This window comes from uncultured Slackia sp., from assembly GCF_944321625.1.
Classification (GTDB): Bacteria; Actinomycetota; Coriobacteriia; order Coriobacteriales; family Eggerthellaceae; genus Slackia.
The window spans coordinates 1-18,207 of the sequence record NZ_CALUMA010000085.1; the positions used below are offsets into that span (position 1 = coordinate 1).

The 18,207-nt window shown below is 59.5% G+C and carries 16 protein-coding genes; 2 read left to right on the forward strand and 14 right to left on the reverse strand.

The features are described 5' to 3' along the window. The 3 genes from Q0J60_RS07270 to Q0J60_RS07280 all read right to left on the reverse strand — a co-directional run. The coding region (locus Q0J60_RS07270; RefSeq protein ID WP_294440060.1) for a carbamoyl-phosphate synthase domain-containing protein at positions 1-395 on the reverse strand (395 nt) is incomplete at its 3' end. 499 nt (positions 396-894) lie between these two features. Continuing rightward, entirely contained in the window at positions 895-1,233 is a 339-nt protein-coding gene (locus Q0J60_RS07275; protein ID WP_294440180.1) for an AzlD domain-containing protein, read from the reverse strand. A 1-nt stretch (position 1,234) separates the two neighbouring features. After that, the gene (locus tag Q0J60_RS07280) at positions 1,235-1,897 is read right to left on the reverse strand and encodes an AzlC family ABC transporter permease (protein ID WP_294440063.1); all 663 of its coding nucleotides are present in this window, start codon (positions 1,895-1,897) and stop codon (positions 1,235-1,237) included. Between the two features lie 591 nt (positions 1,898-2,488). On the opposite strand from Q0J60_RS07280, the gene Q0J60_RS07285 reads away from it, so the two are divergent. Next, positions 2,489-4,918: a cation:proton antiporter gene (locus Q0J60_RS07285; protein WP_294440065.1), complete on the forward strand. Its 2,430-nt coding sequence runs from the start codon at positions 2,489-2,491 to the stop codon at positions 4,916-4,918. 154 nt (positions 4,919-5,072) lie between these two features. After that, positions 5,073-6,017, forward strand: a complete 945-nt coding sequence (locus Q0J60_RS07290) for an AEC family transporter (RefSeq protein ID WP_294440068.1) — start codon at positions 5,073-5,075, stop codon at positions 6,015-6,017. Positions 6,018-6,124: 107 nt separating this feature from the next. On the opposite strand, the gene Q0J60_RS07295 is transcribed toward Q0J60_RS07290, so the two are convergent. From Q0J60_RS07295 to rpsP, 11 genes are all read right to left on the reverse strand, one after another. Beyond that, positions 6,125-7,408, reverse strand: coding sequence for a rhomboid family intramembrane serine protease (locus Q0J60_RS07295; protein ID WP_294440070.1), 1,284 nt, complete (start codon positions 7,406-7,408; stop codon positions 6,125-6,127). A 105-nt stretch (positions 7,409-7,513) separates the two neighbouring features. Next, positions 7,514-8,713: a rhomboid family intramembrane serine protease gene (locus Q0J60_RS07300; protein WP_294440073.1), complete on the reverse strand. Its 1,200-nt coding sequence runs from the start codon at positions 8,711-8,713 to the stop codon at positions 7,514-7,516. A gap of 117 nt (positions 8,714-8,830) precedes the next feature. Next, entirely contained in the window at positions 8,831-11,551 is a 2,721-nt protein-coding gene (gene ppdK, locus Q0J60_RS07305; protein WP_294440075.1) for a pyruvate, phosphate dikinase, read from the reverse strand. Between the two features lie 64 nt (positions 11,552-11,615). Beyond that, entirely contained in the window at positions 11,616-12,527 is a 912-nt protein-coding gene (locus Q0J60_RS07310) for a pyruvate, water dikinase regulatory protein (protein ID WP_294440077.1), read from the reverse strand. 111 nt (positions 12,528-12,638) lie between these two features. Next, entirely contained in the window at positions 12,639-14,726 is a 2,088-nt protein-coding gene (gene glyS / locus Q0J60_RS07315) for a glycine--tRNA ligase subunit beta (RefSeq protein ID WP_294440080.1), read from the reverse strand. A gap of 1 nt (position 14,727) precedes the next feature. Continuing rightward, on the reverse strand, positions 14,728-15,642 hold the full coding sequence (locus Q0J60_RS07320; protein WP_294440082.1) for a glycine--tRNA ligase subunit alpha: 915 nt from the start codon (positions 15,640-15,642) through the stop codon (positions 14,728-14,730). Positions 15,643-15,644: 2 nt separating this feature from the next. Continuing rightward, positions 15,645-16,214, reverse strand: a complete 570-nt coding sequence (gene lepB / locus Q0J60_RS07325; RefSeq protein WP_294440084.1) for a signal peptidase I — start codon at positions 16,212-16,214, stop codon at positions 15,645-15,647. A gap of 100 nt (positions 16,215-16,314) precedes the next feature. Continuing rightward, complete coding sequence (trmD, locus tag Q0J60_RS07330) at positions 16,315-17,046, reverse strand: tRNA (guanosine(37)-N1)-methyltransferase TrmD (RefSeq protein ID WP_294440088.1); 732 nt, start codon at positions 17,044-17,046, stop codon at positions 16,315-16,317. A 13-nt stretch (positions 17,047-17,059) separates the two neighbouring features. Beyond that, on the reverse strand, positions 17,060-17,599 hold the full coding sequence (locus Q0J60_RS07335) for a ribosome maturation factor RimM (protein ID WP_294440090.1): 540 nt from the start codon (positions 17,597-17,599) through the stop codon (positions 17,060-17,062). A 3-nt stretch (positions 17,600-17,602) separates the two neighbouring features. After that, the gene (locus tag Q0J60_RS07340; RefSeq protein WP_294440091.1) at positions 17,603-17,857 is read right to left on the reverse strand and encodes a KH domain-containing protein; all 255 of its coding nucleotides are present in this window, start codon (positions 17,855-17,857) and stop codon (positions 17,603-17,605) included. A gap of 2 nt (positions 17,858-17,859) precedes the next feature. Then, positions 17,860-18,105, reverse strand: coding sequence for a 30S ribosomal protein S16 (gene rpsP / locus Q0J60_RS07345; RefSeq protein WP_123208282.1), 246 nt, complete (start codon positions 18,103-18,105; stop codon positions 17,860-17,862). Between the last annotated feature and the right edge of the window lie 102 nt (positions 18,106-18,207).

Sequence of the window (18,207 nt, forward strand, 5' to 3'; positions counted from 1 at the left end):
TGGGAGCCGTTGTCGCGCAGATGACGCACCAGCGCGCGGGTGTCGATGCCCTCGATAGCCACGACGTTGCGCTCTTCGAGGTATTCGGGAAGCGACATCTCGGAGCGCCAGTTGGAAGGCGTCTCGCACATCTCGTGCACGATGAGGCCGCGCAGCGCGGGGCTAGCGTTGCCGCAATATTCCTGCGGGAACTGCGGCGCCATCTGCGTATCGCCCGTGTTGATGCCGTAGTTGCCGATCTGCGGATACGTCATGGTGACGATCTGGCCGGCATACGAAGGGTCGGTGATGACCTCGAAGTAACCTTCGAGCGAGGTATTGAAGCACACCTCCCCCGTTACCTCTCCGCTTGCTCCGCAGGCGCGACCGTAGAACACGGTCCCGTCTGCGAGCATTAAAATAGCCGCACTCCGAGCCTTTTTGCTCGTGGCGGCTATCAGTTCTTGTGCTAATGAGTTCGGACGCGCGTGCGACGCGACCCGGCACAGCGTGCCGTTGCTGGATGTGCTCATGCGCTTGTCTCCTTTTCGGTCTCTCGGTACCGGATTAAAGGCATTCCACGCTACCCCGCATTCGCCGAATTCCCACTTGCGCACGCTTACGCACACGTCTCAAGACGCGCATGAGCGGTGACACGTAGATTCATCGACTGCTGGATAATGTCGAGGAATGTACAAACAACCCGTTTTTTGCACTTGGTGGATTATAAGGCCAAGTGCATGAATACAAGCGTGAAATTAATATTCTGTTCATAATTGACCACAAATAGTTTTCAAAATGGAAATATATACAATTACGCGGCGTCATAGGGCTGGAGATTACACCAGGATGACATACATCGTGCAAACGCTGCACGTCATGGACCTGGGGAACAGAGCGATGGACGTACGCGCCCTACAGCAGCACGGGGCCGTAAGTAAGCACGGCCAACGACCCGACGCCAACGACGATGCACCACGCCATGGACTTCGTCTTCGCACCGACGATAACAACGAATGCGGCAGCAATCAGAGGCGCAAGCCAGCTCCATACATCGCCGCTCGTCACCTTGGCGGGATCAAACAGGTCGTTCGCTACGAGCGCCGCAAAGGCCGCAGGCGGAATGAAGTTCAGGGCACGTACGACGGTCTCAGGCAGCTGCCTGCCCTTCAGAAGGAAGACGGGAAGCACGCGGCATGCCAGCATGGTGATTGCGACGGCGACGAACACGATGAAGAAATCGTTGACGGACACGCTAATCACCCACCTTGATGGCGGAATCGTCGGATCCGCCCGTCTTGAGGCTGAACAGCAGTGCGCAGCCTACACCCACCAAAGCTCCAATAAGGATCGCGGGCCCAGAAAGGCCCACGCATTTGCAGAGGATGACGCCCAGAATAGCGCCGACAACGGCGACTGCGTTGGCTTTGGACACCTTTTGCATGCACAGAAGGCAGATGAACAGCGACGTCATGGCGAACGAAGCAAGCGCCGTAGGAAGCGAGACGGCAGCGCCGATGAGGGCGCCGGCAATATTGGACAGAATCCATGCACTCTGTGAGAACAGGTTCACGAAGAGCGCCGCGCGCACGGTCCATCCTCCGTTGATGAAGCGTGCGAGGTTCACGCCGAAGCTTTCGTCGGTGACGGTAGCCCCGAAGATGAAGGAAAGGCGCTTGGACACGTTGCCGCAAAACTGCGAAAGCGACGCGCCGTAGAGCATCTGCCGCGTGTTCACCAGCGTGACGCTGAGGATGATAGCCGACAGCGGGTTGCCTGCGAGATACATGTTGGGGATCATGTATTGACCTGCGCCGGAGTAGAACAGGATACTCATGACGGCGGTCATCCACCAGTCCATGCCCGCGGCGGCGCACAGGATGCCGCACGGCAGGCCCAGCACGACGTAGCCCGCCATGATAGGAAACGCCGCGGTAAGCGAATCGCGAATCGTTGGAGTGCCCCCCGCGCTCTGCGAATCGGGTTCGCAAGAGGTGTCAGACTGTTAGATATGTTCGTTATCGGTTGAAAGCATAGCGCGCGGTATTATACGGCATCCGAACGCACCCAGCCAAGCTTTCTTCCGAAGCAAAGAGACCCCTCTTCGGTCATGTCGACGCCGAGACCCGTCCTGCTGCAACGCATCCGATGACCATGGGCATCTGAGGCTCGGTACCTAGCACGACTACGCATACGAACATCGCTGCCGCGAGCAGCCCGAACGCAGCGATGCCATGACGAAACTCAGCGTGCTTCGATTTATTCTCGGACACAAAACAACCTTTCAATCGACAAAGCGCTTAGCGACTTTTGAGCCGCACGCGCAATGTCGCCTTTTCTATCAATCCTCGATATTGCTTGCATATCTAAGCATGAACGTATGAATTGCGTTGAATGAACGCTCTTGCGTGACGCCCACACGCCATGCCTATCACGCCTGTTACAATCGAGGTAAATCCGACCAATAACGTCTCATTTATGTTCGCATGCAAGACGAGGAGACCCGCCTATGCATCATATCCCCCTGCTCATCACCGACCTCGCGCTGATCCTTACCGTGGCCGCGGCGGCCACCATCATCTGCCGCAAGCTCAAGCAGCCGCTCGTTTTAGGCTACGTGGTGGCCGGCTTCCTAATCGGCCCCGCTGTGGACTGGTTCCCCAACGTAGGAGATTCCGAGGGAATTTCGACCTGGTCTGAAATCGGCGTCATCTTTCTGATGTTCGGCCTCGGACTCGAGTTCAGCATCGTGCGACTGCTCAACGTGGGCAGGTCGGCTGTCATCACCGCCGTGACCGAAATGGCGCTCATGATTGCCGCCGGCATGCTGTGCGGAACGGCGCTCGGGTGGTCGTTCTTCTCCAGCCTCTTCCTGGGCGGCATGCTGGCCATCTCGTCTACCACCATCATCATCAAAGCGTTCGACGACCTGGGCCTTAAAGGCAAGAAGTTCACCGAACTCGTATTCGGGTCGCTCGTCGTGGAAGACATCATGGGCATCTTTATGATGGTCGTTCTGTCCACGATGGCAGTGAGCGCCAGCCTCGACAGCGGAGCCGTGGTGGTTGAGCTGGGGCAGATGGCTCTCTACCTGGTCGCCTGGTTCGCCTTAAGCGTCATCTTCGTGCCCTCGCTGATTTCGCGCGTCGTCCATATCGTATCCGACGAAATCCTGCTGGTGGCCTCGCTCGCGCTGTGCCTGTGCATGGTGGCGCTTGCGAACGCCATCGGTTTTTCCTCGGCGCTCGGCGCCTTCCTCGCGGGATCCATCCTTGCAGGAACCGCACAGGTCCATCGCATCGAAAGCCTGTTCAAATCGGTGAAAGACCTGTTCGGAGCCGTGTTCTTCGTCTCAGTAGGCATGTTGCTTTCACCGGATGCCGTCGTCCAGAACGCTCCCGCCATCATTGCCATCACCTTGGTCACGTTGCTCGGCAAGCCAGTATTCACGTTCTTGGGTGCCATGCTATCGGGACAATCGCTGAAAACATCCGTCAAATGTGGCATGAGCCTCTCGCAGATTGGCGAGTTCTCGTTCATCATCGCCGCCCTCGGCGCATCGCTCGGCGTCACGGGCGATTTCCTCTACCCCATTATCGTGGCCGTCTCCGTCATCACCACGCTCACGACGCCCGTATATGTGAAGAATTCCGACAGGCTTTATCGCGCCCTCGCCAAAGTTCTTCCAGGCCGCATCCTCGAACGTATCGATTCCGCCAAGGATGAAACCGACAGCACCGAAGGAGCATCGAACCTGTGGGCCAACCACGCGAAACGCTGGACGCTGAAGGTAGTGCTTGTGGTGCTCTCGGCCACCGCGTCGGTCGAGGTGCTGAAAAAAATCATCGAGCCGCTTCTTGCCACCGCCATTCCCAACGAAGCGCTCAGCTGGACCGTCATGGTGACCTGCGTGGTCATCACCGGCCTGTTCATGTCCAATGTGTTTCACGCCGACCGCACCACCGAGTTCAACGTGCTATGGATGAAGGATAAAAGGAACCATATACCCCTCACCCTGCTTACCATCATTGGAGCCGTTATCTGCGTCGGGATGGTCTTTTTCATCGTGAATGCCTCCGGCGTCGGACAATCGCCTATCCCCTATCTGATCGCCCTCATCGTGACTGGCGCGATGGCGGTATCTAAGCGCATCCATTCCCTGTTCATCAGACTTGAGACGAGTTTTATCGGCAATCTCAATGAGAGCATCATCGCGGAAAGGCGCGATGCGTTAAGCGACGAAGAGCGCGAAGCCTGGGTCAAGCGCAATCTGTATGTGGTGGAGGTAGAAACCACCCGCATGCTCCAGCACCGCGAGGCCATTCCGCCCTTGGGCCTGTCGCCCCTGAAAAGCCTTGCCAATGCCCCGGCCGCAAAGCAGCAGCCGCAGGGCGAGCAGTCCGCCGACTTCATGTATGGGCTCGCGTACGGCCTGGACCTGATAGCAATCCAGCGCGGCGACCGCCGTATCGAATGCGCCACTCTCGCCAGATTGACCAAGTCCGAGCTCGCGCAACGCATCATTGACCCGTCGGACCCGCTTTGCATCCAAGAGGGCGACGTGCTGACGTTCCTGGGAACCGAAGACGAGGCGGATGCCTATTTGCAAAGCCTCGTGGCCGACGGCGTGCTGGACGAGGAACAGGCATGCAGCATTTCGCTCGACGAATACCTGAGCGGCAGGCCCGCCATCCCCGACGCGACGTGCTTCGCGATCGATGTCGACGCGTCTTCGCCCCTTGCCGGAACGACCATCGCCGCATCGCAGCTTAAGGAACGCTACGGCAGCCTTGTGGTGGCGCTGCGCCATAACTGGCTGCTCAAGCTGAGGCCGCAGCATAACATGCGCATCTCTGCGGGCGACCGCATCTGGCTTATGGGCAAGGCAGACCTGGCCGACCCGCTCATCAAGCGTGAAGACGCCACGGTGCTCGAATAGCGATGGCTTAAGGACGAATCGGCGCGTGGTGCCCGTCCCTGGTTCGCATCACGCTTATGTCGTTTTGTGTTCGATTCGCCAAGATTCTTTCAAACAGTGCGCAATTGGAGGAAGATGGGCGGGCTGCTCTCCAGGGCGGCTTGCGTACAAACCTATGACAGTGGCGGAAGGAATCATGGAAGACGCGCTTATCAAAGTGGCGGCGTTCGTCGTCACCATCGTTGTCGGATATATCGCAGGACGAAGCGGAAAGCTGGGAAGTCGTCCCGGTGTGACGGTTTCGACCATCGTATTCAACTTCACGCTGCCCTGTGCGGTCATCCATGCATTCGGCGCTGCTGAGTTCGATACGTCTCTTCTTATCTTGGTGCCCATCGGGTTCGCCTGTGCGGCCGTTCCCTATCTCGTGACCACGCTCATCACGCTTAAGAGGCCGCGCGAGGAACGCGTGTTCTTAATGATGGGCGGCAATTCGTTCAATATCGGGTGCTTCGCACTGCCGTTCATCCAGACCGTATTCCCGGCTCCCATGGCCGTGACTGCCTGCCTGTTTGACGCAGGAAATTCCGTCGTGGGCACGGGCGGCTCGTACGCCGTGACGGGCCTCATCGCCTCGGAGAAGCCCGTCGAGCATCCCGTCAAGTTCCTCGCCAAGCGTCTGTTCGGCTCCGCGGCCTTCGACTGCTATGTGGTGCTGTTGGTGTTGGCCATAGCAGGAATCCGCATCCCCGAGCCCATCGTGACCTTCACCGAGCCCATTGCAGGCGCCAACGCATGCCTCGCCATGCTCATGCTGGGTCTCATGCTCAGCCTGAGGGTGGATTCGCAGAAGCTGAAACTTGTGGCGCAGGATATCGCCCTCCGCGTGGTGTTCAGCGCCATACTCACGGCATTGGTCTGGGCTTTCCTGCCGTTCGACGCCACCACGAAGGCCGTGGTGTCCATCATGCTCTGGGCGCCTGCCACGGCCATCTCCACCACGTTCACGCTCTGGCTTGGCGGCGATGCAGGACTTGCGGGCTTCGCAAACGCCATCACCATCGTGATAGGTGTAGTAGCCGCCGTGGTTATCCTGCTTACCACAGGCGTGATTGCATAAACGCAAATCCTCGTAGAGAGAGCAAGGCGTCGATTGCGCATTCGTGCATCATTATGCGTGGATGCACACGTATTGCCGCATGGAATACGTCATGATACCGTTGCCCCTCAGGTGAGCCACCAGCTTGTTACCCCTAACGGATTCTGCGCCAAGTCGGCAACGATGATGGGCTGAACGAATTCAATCCAATATGCGAAAACTACAGCCATGGCCACAAGCCACAGTGCTGCAACAACCACGCGAACCGCAACGGGAATGGTGAATCCTTGTTTAATACGCTCCTCTAGCTTCAAATTAGGCATCATGAGCGCTGCTAGCACACCGCCGATCAATCCTCCTGCATGCGACGGAATGCCAATATTTGTGCTTTCACCGAATAAGAAGTAAACGGCAATTGGCCCACCGATGCCGAGAAGGAAAGCCAAGAAGGCATAGCCGCAAAGAAAGCCATAGAGGGCTTCAGCATCTGTATTCGAAAGAGCGCGCGGGTTAACCACTCCGATTAGCAACGCCGCACCGGCCATGCCAAACGCCAAATCCGAAGCGCCGCCGCTGGCAAAGCTGAAATCGTTTGTGATAATAACCCCAAGAAGCTGAACGACGGTAGACGTCACGATGGAAACCGCCGTCGTTAAGACGAATCCCACCTTGCCGTACGCATATTCCACGAAGCAGCAAGTCGGGAAGAGCAGCAACAGGTTGACCGCAAGATGCTCAATGTCGGCATGCAGAAGCGATGATAAAAACATCCGGGGCCATTCTTCAGGAAGCAAAAAGGAGAACGGAGCAAACGCGCCCATTTCGTACATAACGGTAATAGAACGGGGGTCGGATGCGCCTGCACCTCCGCCAAGATGCACCTCGAGCGCGAACATGCCGATAAGAATGACGACTGTAGCGATTGAGAACGAAAAGCGCCATAAAAACTTGAGCAAGCTAGTAAGCTCTGGTTCATGTTTCGGCCCCAACGGTTTACACGCGAAATCCCTAAGAGCCTTGAAGAATCCCTTCAAGACACCGCCGACTGCATCGAAAACCGTCCGGAACGACGGCTTAGGCTTATTCTTTTGAAGCCATGCTTCGGCCTTCTCCGCAGCACGCACGGGGCGGTGGTTCAGCTTGATGCTTTTATCCATGAGGTCAAGACCGAGATTCGACGGACTCTTCGTCCCAGGAATGACCTTTTCCGATTCGGGAATCGTATCTACATAATCCTGAAACGATTGGGCCGCTCTGTCCATGAGATCAATCGTGTAGAACAGCATAAGACGCGATTCTTCATATGCCCACTGCGCACCACGGCCTTTACGCATGGTTGAATCAGCGGCTTGAAGCGCAAGCTCGAAGAATGATTCCGATGATTTGTAGTCCAACAAAATATCGTAATTCATCGACAGGTCCTCTTTCGACAACGCTGAAAAGCGGCGACGTTGAACGCGGAAGCCGCATCGGCACGAATATGCCGATGCATATGCCCTCCGCTCGCTTACGCTCCATCATATATCCGCGAAAACATCGGGGCTTTCAAGTAAATCAAATAGCGTGATAACGGGCGGATGCATATCGTCACGTATCGGTTGAACACCCATATACCATGCGAAGAACGCGCCGATTGCCGCCATCCACGCGACGGCCGCTGCGATGCGCAACCAAATGGGCGTCTTCAAATCGCGCTTGGGAACCATGAGCGCCGCAATTGCACCTCCCAGCGCACCGCCAACGTGTGCGGCAATAGACACGTTGCTTTCGACGCCCGCAATCCAGCTCAAAATGGAGCCGTCGCCCACAAATAGGAAGTTCATCGCCGTCCAGAACGCCGCAAGGTAGAACGCTTCAGGCACATAGCCCAGCGACTGCGTTTTCTTAGGATGGATGGCGATCGCCACCAAACCGGCCGCAATCATGCCAAACGCGAGGTCGGATGCACCGACAGAGATAATGTTCACGTTGCCGGTAGCGTTCGCCACACCGAGCGAGACTGCGGTGGACGTGACCATGGAGACAAACGCCACGAGAAGAAATCCGATTTTGCCGTACGCCATCTCAACGGCCATAAGCGCCGGGATAAGGCAGATGAGGTTGTTCGCGATATGCGCCCCGTCCGCATGCAAAAGCGACGGAAGGAAGATGCGCGGCCATTCGCCAGGGAGCGCGAACAACGCCGGATCGAATCCTCCCATGACGTAGAGCACATCCGACGGAACGCTGCCAAGCATATTGGTTTCAGGGAAGGAGCCGCCTCCCTCTAAGTATTTCTCCAGGAGGAACGTCGCCACGATGAGCACCACGGCGATACTTGAGAACGAACAGGGCCAGATGGTAGTCGCGGCATCTCTGATACAGTCGCCAACGAATAGCATGAAGTCTTCGAACGTGGTTCTCTCCTGCGAATAAGAGTGCTCCGAATCAGCAGCCCCCTGCATATTCATGGAAGCCTCGTCGCCTTCGATTGCAGCGCCCGCGAATGACCCATCAGTAGAGTGCCTCGGTTCCTCGGAACGAGATGGCGCATTGTCAGAACGGAATCCCTCATCGTGCGATCCCAACCGAGCATTCCGCCGTCCCAACGCCGCACGAAGCACTTCTCGCGCACGGATATCCGCTTCAGGCGAACCGTTGCCCTCGCGGATAATCCTCTCGGCCTCCTCCTTGGCGCGCTGCATAATCTCATCAGAAGCTTCGTTATGCGACGCCATCGAAACCTCCTCCACCCTGCGCATACACCAAGAAAGGCGACCTTTTCAGATCGCCTTTCAAGAATATCACGTTACGTCGCGCGATTCGCCTTGGTACGCGTTTTGCGCAAGAGCGCGTTACTGCTTGTCGGCAAGCGCCGCCTGCGCCGCAGCCAGACGCGCCAGGGGCACGCGATAGGGGCTGCAGGACACGTAGTCCAGGCCGATCTTATGGAACGTCTTCACGGAGTCGGGATCGCCGCCGTGCTCGCCGCACACGCCGCACACGATGTTCGGATTGCCCTCGTGACCCAGCTCGACGCCCATCTTGACCAGCTTGGCAACGCCGGGGTCAACCGTGGCGAACGGGTTGTAGGGCAGAATCTTCTGCGACAGGTACTGCGGGATGAACTCGGCCTCAACGTCGTCGCGGCTGAAGCCGAACGTGGTCTGGGTGAGGTCGTTGGTGCCGAAGCTGAAGAAGTCGGCCTTGGTGGCGATTTCATCGGCGGTGACGGCCGCACGCGGCAGCTCGATCATGGTGCCGATGGGAATCTCCAACTCGACGCCCTGTTCCTCGGCTACCTCGGCGATGGCCTTCTCGGCATAGCCGCGCATGACCTCGAGCTCCTTCACCGTGGAAACCAGAGGAATCATGATCTCGGGCTTGGGATCGAGGCCCTCTTTCTTGAGCTTGGCCATAGCGGTGGCGATGGCGCGCACCTGCATCTGCGGCAGGATGGGATACACGATACCCAGACGGCAGCCGCGAAGGCCCAGCATCGGGTTGGCTTCGCTCATCGCGTCGATCTGCTCCATGAGCTTGCGCTTGGCAGCGATCTCGGCGTCGTCGGCGCCAGCGGCTTCCATCTTGGCGATCTCAACGTCGAGGGCACGGGGGCTCTCCAGGAACTCATGCAGCGGCGGATCGAGCAGACGCACGATAACCGGCAGGCCGTCCATAGCCTTGAACATGCCGTAGAAGTCGCCGGTCTGAGCCTCGAAGAGGTCGTTGACGGCCTTCTCGCGAATAGCCTCGTCCTCGTTGAGGATGAAGGTCTGGATGATCTGCTTGCGCTCGCCCAGGAACATGTGCTCGGTACGGTCAAGGCCGATGCCCTGCGCGCCGAAGTCACGGGACAGCTGAGCGTCCTCGGGGTTGTCGGCGTTGGCGCGCACGCCCAGCGTGCGGAACTCGTCGGCCCACTCGAGAATGGTATCGAGGTCGCCGGAAAGCTCGGGCATGACCAAGTCGACAGCGCCCAACACCACAATACCGGTGGTACCGTCGAGAGAGATCATGTCGCCCTCATGAATCACGATGTCGGTGCCGGTGACGGCGGCTTCCTTCTTCTCGGCGTCGATCTTGAGCGCCTCAACGCCGCAGACGCAGGGAGCGCCCATGCCGCGAGCGATAACGGCAGCATGGCTGGTCTTGCCGCCATGGGAAGTTAGAATGCCCTCGGCGGCGATCATGCCGGCCAGGTCATCGGGAGTGGTCTCCCAGCACACGAGCACGCACTTGCGGCCCTCTTCGGCGGCCTTCACCGCATCGACGGCGGAGAACACGGCCTCACCCACTGCGGCGCCGGGGCTCGCATTGAGGCCCTTGGCCAGAACGTCGTACTCGGCGTCTTTGTCGAACTGCGGATGCAGCAGCTGGTCAAGCTGCTCGGGGTCGACGCGCATGACGGCCTCTTCCTTGGTGATGAGGCCCTCCTCCACCATGGAGATGGCGATGTGCAGAGCGGCGGCAGCGGTGCGCTTGCCTACGCGGGTCTGAAGCATCCACAGCTTGCCCTGCTCGATGGTGAACTCGATGTCGCACATGTCGCGGTAGTGGTTCTCCAGGATGGTGAACACGCCCTCGAGCTCACGACCGGCCTCCTGCAGGCCGTCCACATGCTTGAGCTCGGCGATGGGGCTGGTGTTGCGGATGCCGGCAACGACGTCTTCGCCCTGGGCGTTCACCAGGTAGTCGCCGTAGAATTCCTTCTCGCCGTTAGCGGGGTTGCGCGTGAAGGCAACGCCGGTAGCAGAGGTCTCGCCCTTATTGCCGAAGACCATGGCCTGCACATTGACGGCGGTGCCCAGGTCGTCGTCGATCTTGTTCTGCTTGCGATAGAGCGTGGCGCGCGGATTGTTCCAGCTGCCGAACACGGCCTCGATGGCGAGTTTCAGCTGCACATCGGGATCCTGGGGGAACTGAACCGTGCCGTCCACGACCAGATTCGGGTACTCCTCGGCAGAAACGTTCTCGGAGAAGATCTGCTTGAATTCGGCCACGAGCTCCTGCAGGTCTTCGGCGGTGAGCTCGGTGTCGCTCTTCACGCCGCGAGAGAGCTTCTTGGCGGTGATGGCGTTCTCGAACAGGTCGCCGTCCAGGCCCATAACCACGTTGGAGAACATCTGGATGAAGCGGCGATAGCTGTCCCACGAGAAACGCGGGTTTTCAGTATGCTTGATCAGGCCGTTGATGGACTGGTCATTGAGGCCAAGGTTCAAAACGGTGTCCATCATGCCAGGCATGGACATGGGGGCGCCAGAACGAACGGACACGAGCAAGGGGTCTTCGGCATCGCCGATCTTCTTGCCGATGCGGCGCTCGAGGTCCAGACGGTACTCCTGGATGGTGTCCAGGGCGCCCTCGGGCCAGGTGTTGTCCGCATTGGCGTACTCCATGCAGGTTTGGCAGCTGATGGTGAATCCCGGAGGCACAGGCAGGCCGATAACGGCCATCTCGGCAAGGTTTGCGCCCTTGCCGCCCAGGATATACTTCATATCCTTGTTGCCCTCGGTAACGTTGTTGCCTTCTGCATCCTTACCGAATGCATAGACACGCTTGACGTCTGCAGCCACTGTCTTCTCCTTACACGCTAGTTCCAACATACTGCACAGTCAGATTTTTCAATCCAAACGGGAATTATCCCTCAATTGCCGATTTCTGTACCGGATGAGCAAGCTCATAGTACCGCAAAATCTCCTGAGCGGTTTCTTCCACGGCTTTGTTTGAAGTGTTTATGACGATACAGCCAATTTTACGCATGAGCGCGCGGGCCTCTTCGAGGTCCCGGTACACCATTTCGGGGTCGGCGTAGCTCGACGCAACCGCCACCGCCTGCCTGCCGGAGCCGCCGAGACGACGCTGGCGGATGCCCACGAGGACATCCGGCGATGTCATAAGTCCGAACACGCGCGTCGGGTCGCAGTCGAAGATCTCGCGCGGAGGCTCGGTGCCCAACGCCAGCGGCACGTTGGCCACCTTATAACCTTCCATGCCCATGTAGATGGAGATAGGAGTCTTCGAAGAACGGGAAACGCCGAGCAATACGATATCGGCCTCAGGAAGGTCCTGGGGGTTGCGCCCGTCGTCGTGCTCGACCGTGAACTCCATCGCGGCGATGCGCTTGAAATAATGCTCGTCGGTGGTTCGAAGCAGGCCCGGGTCGTTAAGGGGGCGCAGTCCGGTGGTCGACTGGATGGCGTGAATGGGCGAGCTCATGATATCCACGGGGTGCATCCCGCGCTCGTAACAGAAGTCGCGCACGCGTGCGCGCAATGCGGAATCGACCAGCGTGAAGAACACGAGCAGATCGCCGGACAGCCCGGAATCGATGTGCTCCTGCTGATGCTTCGTCAGATATGCCGCGATCTCTTCGAAATCGCGCGCCTTGGGAAACACCTCAATATACGGCTCCACTACGCCGAACTGCCCTGCCGCGGCGCGGGCGACGGCCGTTGCAGTGGCGCCCAACGAGTCGCTGATGATATGGATGGTGGGCAGGGGCGAATCGTTGGTCACATGAGCGAAGCCCCTTAGATCTGCTGCTGACATGCATCCTCCTCCTTATAGAAAAAGGCCCGCCGGAAAGCGAGCCTTCACGGTTCAACCGTATTGTACATGGAGTAGGAGCATGCCGCACACGTTGGAGAGCGGCGAAATGACCTACTTCGAAAGCTGTCCGAAATCCGCGACGTTCGCGAACACGCCGACGAAGCGGTTGAGCAGGCTCAAACGGTTCTCACGCAGTTTCTGATCGTCGTCCATGACCTTCACGCGGTCGAAGAACAGGTCGACAGGCTTACGAAGCGAGGCCAGCTCGGCAATCGCAGCGGAGAAGTCGTGCGCGTCCATGGCGCGGGCGACGCGGCCCTCGGCCTGAACCACGGCGCAGAACAGCGCATGCTCGACCTCGTTGATGAGCGACTCGTCAACATCGGCGCCAAGCGAAGCATCGCGCAGGTTGTTGGCGCGCGCGTATGCCGTAGCAAGGTTCTCGAACGTCTCGGCGTCGTTGCTGCGGGCGTCCTCGAGCGCGTGAGCAAGCACAAAGAAGTCGGCGGGTACCGTCACGGAGCCGGCGGAAACGGCTGCAACCGTATCGGCGGAGAGGCCTTCGTCGCGCGCCATCTGCTCCATACGGCCGTGGATGAACGCGCGCACGTTATCGGCGACCTCATCGTGCTCGAAGGAAAGACCCTGGCTGGAGTACGCATCGAGCGCAACGTCGACGATCTTGTCGTACCCGCACTTCAGACGCGTACGAAGGATGTTGAGCACGCCGATGGCGCTACGGCGCAACGCGAAGGGGTCCTTGGAGCCCGTAGGAGGCTCGTCGATGGCGAACATGCCGGCGATGGTATCCAGCTTGTCCGCGACGGCCACGATACAGCCCTCGATTCCCTCGGGAAGCTCATCGCCCGCGAAGCGAGGGCGATAATGGTCGCGAATCGCGGATGCGACGGCATCCGACTCGCCGGCAGCCTTCGCGTAATAGCCGCCCATGACGCCCTGCTGGCTGGTGAACTCGATAACGGCAGAGGACACCAGGTCGGCCTTGCAGAGGTGCGCAGCGCGGCAGGCAGCAGTCGCCGCTTCCCCATCGACGCCTGCTTCTGCGGCGAGCGCAGCGGCGATAGCCTCGATGCGCTCGGACTTCTGCAGTACGCTACCCAGCTTCTCCTGGAAGGCGACGCTCGCAAGGCGGGCGCGGAACTCCTCCATGGGAACCTTCAGGTCCTCGTCGTAGAAGAACTTTGCGTCGTAGAGACGGGCGCGCACCACACGCTCGTTGCCGTCGATGATGGTGTCGGCGCACTCGGGCTTGCCGTTGCCCACCACGACGAACTCGCGGGTCAGGCTGCCGTCCTTGTCGTAGATGGGGAAATAGCGCTGATTGGACAGCATGGACTCGCAGATGATTTCATGCGGAACGCCCAGGAACACCTCGTCGAACGTGCCCACCAGAACCGTAGGCCACTCGCAGAGGTTGACAACCTCGTCGAGCACCTTCTTAGGCGTGTCCACGTGGGCGCCGCCGCGCTCCTCCTCAATGCGCTTGATGCCTTCGGCGATCACCTCGCGGCGACGTTCCTCGGCAAGCACGCCCGCCCCTTCAAGCACCTGCTCATAGACATCGGGGTTAGCGACAACGTGCTCGCCGGCGCCCAGCACGCGATGACCGCGCGTGGTGTTGCCAGACGTGACGTCGGCATACTGGACGGGAATCACTTCCTCGCCCAGGAGCGCGCAAATCCACCTGACGGGACGCACGAACGTGTCATGGGACGAGCCCCAGCGCTGGCTGCGGTAGTTGGGCCACTCAAGCTTGGCGATCACATCGTGGCAGATGGCGGAAAGCAGCGGCACGGCGGGAGCCGCCGGGATGTCTTTCTCGGCGAACACGTACTCGCGGCCGTCGGTGTCCTCACGCCTCACGAGCTCGGTCGCAGCAATGCCGCATTTGCGGGCGAAGCCCTCGGCCGCCTTGGTGGGGTTGCCGTCGGCGTCGAACGCGATGTTCGCGGCCGGGCCGCGCTTCACGTCGTGCACCGCATCAGTCTGGGTGGCCACCGTCGAAAGCATGGCAAGGCGGCGCGGCGTCGAGACGACGCGCACATCGCCGTGCGCAAGGCCGACCGCATCAAGACCGGCGCACATAAGCTTGGGGAGCTGTTTGACAGCATTCATAAGAGGCGCCGCAGGCATTTCCTCGGTGCCGATTTCAAAGAGAAAACTACGGGTATCTGCCATGTTAGGCGACCTCCCCTTCGGAATCGTTCGAACCGGCGACTTCGGCGAGATACGCTTCGCAGCATGCCTTGGCGACGGCACGCACGCGAAGGATATAATTGGCGCGCTCCACGGCGGAAAGGGCTCCGCGCGCGTCGAGGATGTTGAACGCGTGGCTGCACTTCATCACGCAGTCGTACGCCGGAAGCGGCAGCTTGGCCTCGAGGCAGCTGTGGCACTCGCGCTCGTAGTCGTCGAACTTCTGACGCATCATGGGAACATCGGCCACCTCGAAGTTGTAGGCCGAGAACTCGCGCTCGTTCTCCAAGAACACATCGCCGTAGGTCATGGGCGTGCCGTCGGGCAGATAGCTCCACACCAGGTCGTAGACGGAGGTGACGTTCTGCACGTACATGGCAAGACGCTCCAGGCCGTACGTGATTTCAACGGGAACGGGGTCGACCTCGATGCCGCCCACCTGCTGGAAGTAGGTGAACTGGGTGACCTCCATGCCGTCGACCCAGACCTCCCAGCCCAGGCCCCAGGCGCCAAGCGTCGGGCTTTCCCAGTCGTCCTCGACGAAGCGCACGTCGTGGTCGGCCGGATCCAGTCCGATGGCCTTGAGGGAATCAAGATACAGCTCCTGCGAGTTCTCAGGGCTCGGCTTGATGAGCACTTGGAACTGGTAGTAATGCTGCATGCGGTTGGGGTTCTCGCCGTAGCGGCCGTCGGCGGGACGGCGGCAGGGCTGGGCGTAGCATGTGCGCCACGGCTTCGGGCCGAGCGAACGCAGCGTGGTGGCGGTGTGGAACGTGCCTGCGCCGACTTCGGAGTCGTACGGCTGCAGCACAACGCAGCCCTGTTCCGCCCAGTAGCGCTGCAGCGTCAGGATGATGTCCTGGAACGTAGGCGCATCGGGGCTCACGGAATGGCTCATAGCTAAAGCACTCCTATATGATCGAGGGGCCAATAGATCATAGCCGCCCGCCCGGATACGGACGAGACGGGAATGGGACCGAAATAGCGGGAGTCAGCCGAACTGGTGCGGTTGTCCCCCATCACCCAGATGTGACCATCCGGGATGGTATACGGATACGAGATATCCACGTCGACGGCCGTCTTGAGCGGCTCGCTGGGCTTGCCCTGCGTATAGGGCTCGTCAAGCGGCACGCCGTCGACATACACGAGGCCGTCGATGAGGTCGACCGTCTGGCCTTCGGTCGCGATCACGCGTTTGATAAGCGTGCGACCAGCGATTTCAGGGTCGGCGAACGTCACGATGTCGCCCTGCTCGATGTCACGGAAATAGTACGACACCTTCTCGGACCACACGTTGTCGCCCACTTCGATAGTGTCTTCCATCGAACCCGAAGGAATGGTGTACGGGCACACGATAAACGTCTGGACCAGCCACACAATCCCCACGATGACAACGATGTAGAACACCCAGGAAAGCAGCGAACGAAGAGGTCCGCGCGATTCCGAGGAGACATGCTGGCCGTAGCCCATCAAAACAAATCCTTCCATGTATCCCGCGGCGGCACAAGGCCGGCGGGCAAAGCCGGCAGGGCCGGCGAACGTTCAAACAAAGAAGGCGCCCCGCGGCGCCTTAGGCAAGGTCGGTGCTCAATGATAGCAAAAAGTCACGTTCGGCTTGCGTCATATTGGCACACTCCAACAAATCCGGACGCAACCGGGCGGTACGCTCGAGCGACTGCCTCCTTCGCCATTCGTCGATCACCGCGTGATTGCCCGAAAGCAGCACGTCGGGCACGGCCATGCCGCGAAATTCAGCAGGCCTGGTGTACTGAGGGTACTCCAGGAGACCGTCGTAGAAGCTCTCGTCCACGGCGCTCCCCTCGTCTCCGAGCACGCCCGGCAGAAGCCTCACGACCGCATCGATGACCACCATCGAGGCAAGCTCTCCGGACGTAAGCACGTAGTCGCCCAGCGAAATGCAGCGGTCGGCAAGCGTGTAGGCGCGCTCGTCGATGCCCTCGTAATGCCCGCAGATGAAAAGCAGACGGTCTTTGTCCGCCAGCTCGGTCGCAACCCCCTGGTCAAAGGGCTGACCGCAGGGCGTGAGGAAGATGGTGTACGGCTTGACGCCTTGCGCAGCGATTTCATCATACGCCTCGAAGATGGGCTCGCACTTCATGACAAGGCCCTGGCCGCCGCCATACGGAGCGTCGTCGGTGGTGCGATGGCGGTCATGGGTCCAATCACGCAGGTCATGCGCATGAAACTCCAACGCGCCACATGCCTGAGCGCGCTTCATGATGGACTCCCCCATCACCGAGTCATACATATGAGGAAACGTCGAAAGCGTATCGATGCGCATGAAAAGCGCCTTTCTACAGCGAGGAATTCAAGGAAAGGAGGCTCTGCGGCACGCGAAGGCGCACGATGCCCTCATCTTCGTCCACATCGACGACGAACTCGTCGACAAAGGGAATCAGCACTTCCTCGCCCTCACGCTCGACGACCAGCAGGTCCTGCATCGGCATCTCACGCACGTCGACGATAGGGCCCAGCATGCCAAGCTCCTCGTCGACGGCCGTATAGCCGCTGACATGCGTGGCATCCGCCCGAAGCAAGTCGTCGAAATCTTCAGGAAGCTGGTCGCGCGAAAGAAGGCAGTGACTTCCCACGAGCGACTCCGCCATATCGCGATCTTCCACCTGCGAGAAGGCGACAAGGTAGTCATCGGCTCCCGTGTGCTGCACGGAGACGATACGGACATGGCGCGGGCCGTTCAGCGTAGGCGGAACGAAATCCACCTCCATGCCTTCTTCGAGCAAAAAAGGAAGGCCGCGCACGGAACGTGCGACGAACCTTCCCTTCAAACCTTGCGTTGCGATGAGTTCGGCCACGTCGGCCCAACGACGCGTCACGGGCTAGTCCTCGATGAGCTCTACATCGACATCGGTGTAGTCGGCCGCGGCGGCGCGGGCGAGCACGCGAATGGACTTGATGACGCGGCCCTGACGGCCGATGACCTTGCCGGCGTCCTCGGGAGCCACCTTGATTTCGATGAGTTCAAGGCTGTCGTCGGCCACGGTAGAGGTGACCTGCACGGCTTCCTTGTCCTCCACCAGGGGAAGGACGATGCCGCGGACGAGTTCGACGAGGTCGGGCGACGTCTGACCCATGGCTACTGGGCCTTCTTGGCGGTCTCGATCAGACGCTTGACGGTGTCAGTGGGCTGAGCGCCGTTCTTGATCCACTGGTCGAGCTTCTCCATGTCGAAGGAGATCTCAGAGGGATCGGTGTTGGGGTTGTAGCGACCGATCTGCTCGATGAAACGGCCGTCGCGAGGGCTGCGAGCATCGGCGACGACAACGCGATACACGGGGTGCTTCTTGGCGCCATGGCGGGCAAGGCGAATCTTAACTGCCATTGTATGGACTCCTTAATGTAAAACTTGCTTCAAAAAACATGCAAGGGAGCATGATATATCGTGTTCCCCGCATTTTCAAGCGTCCGACGAGGTTTACAGAAA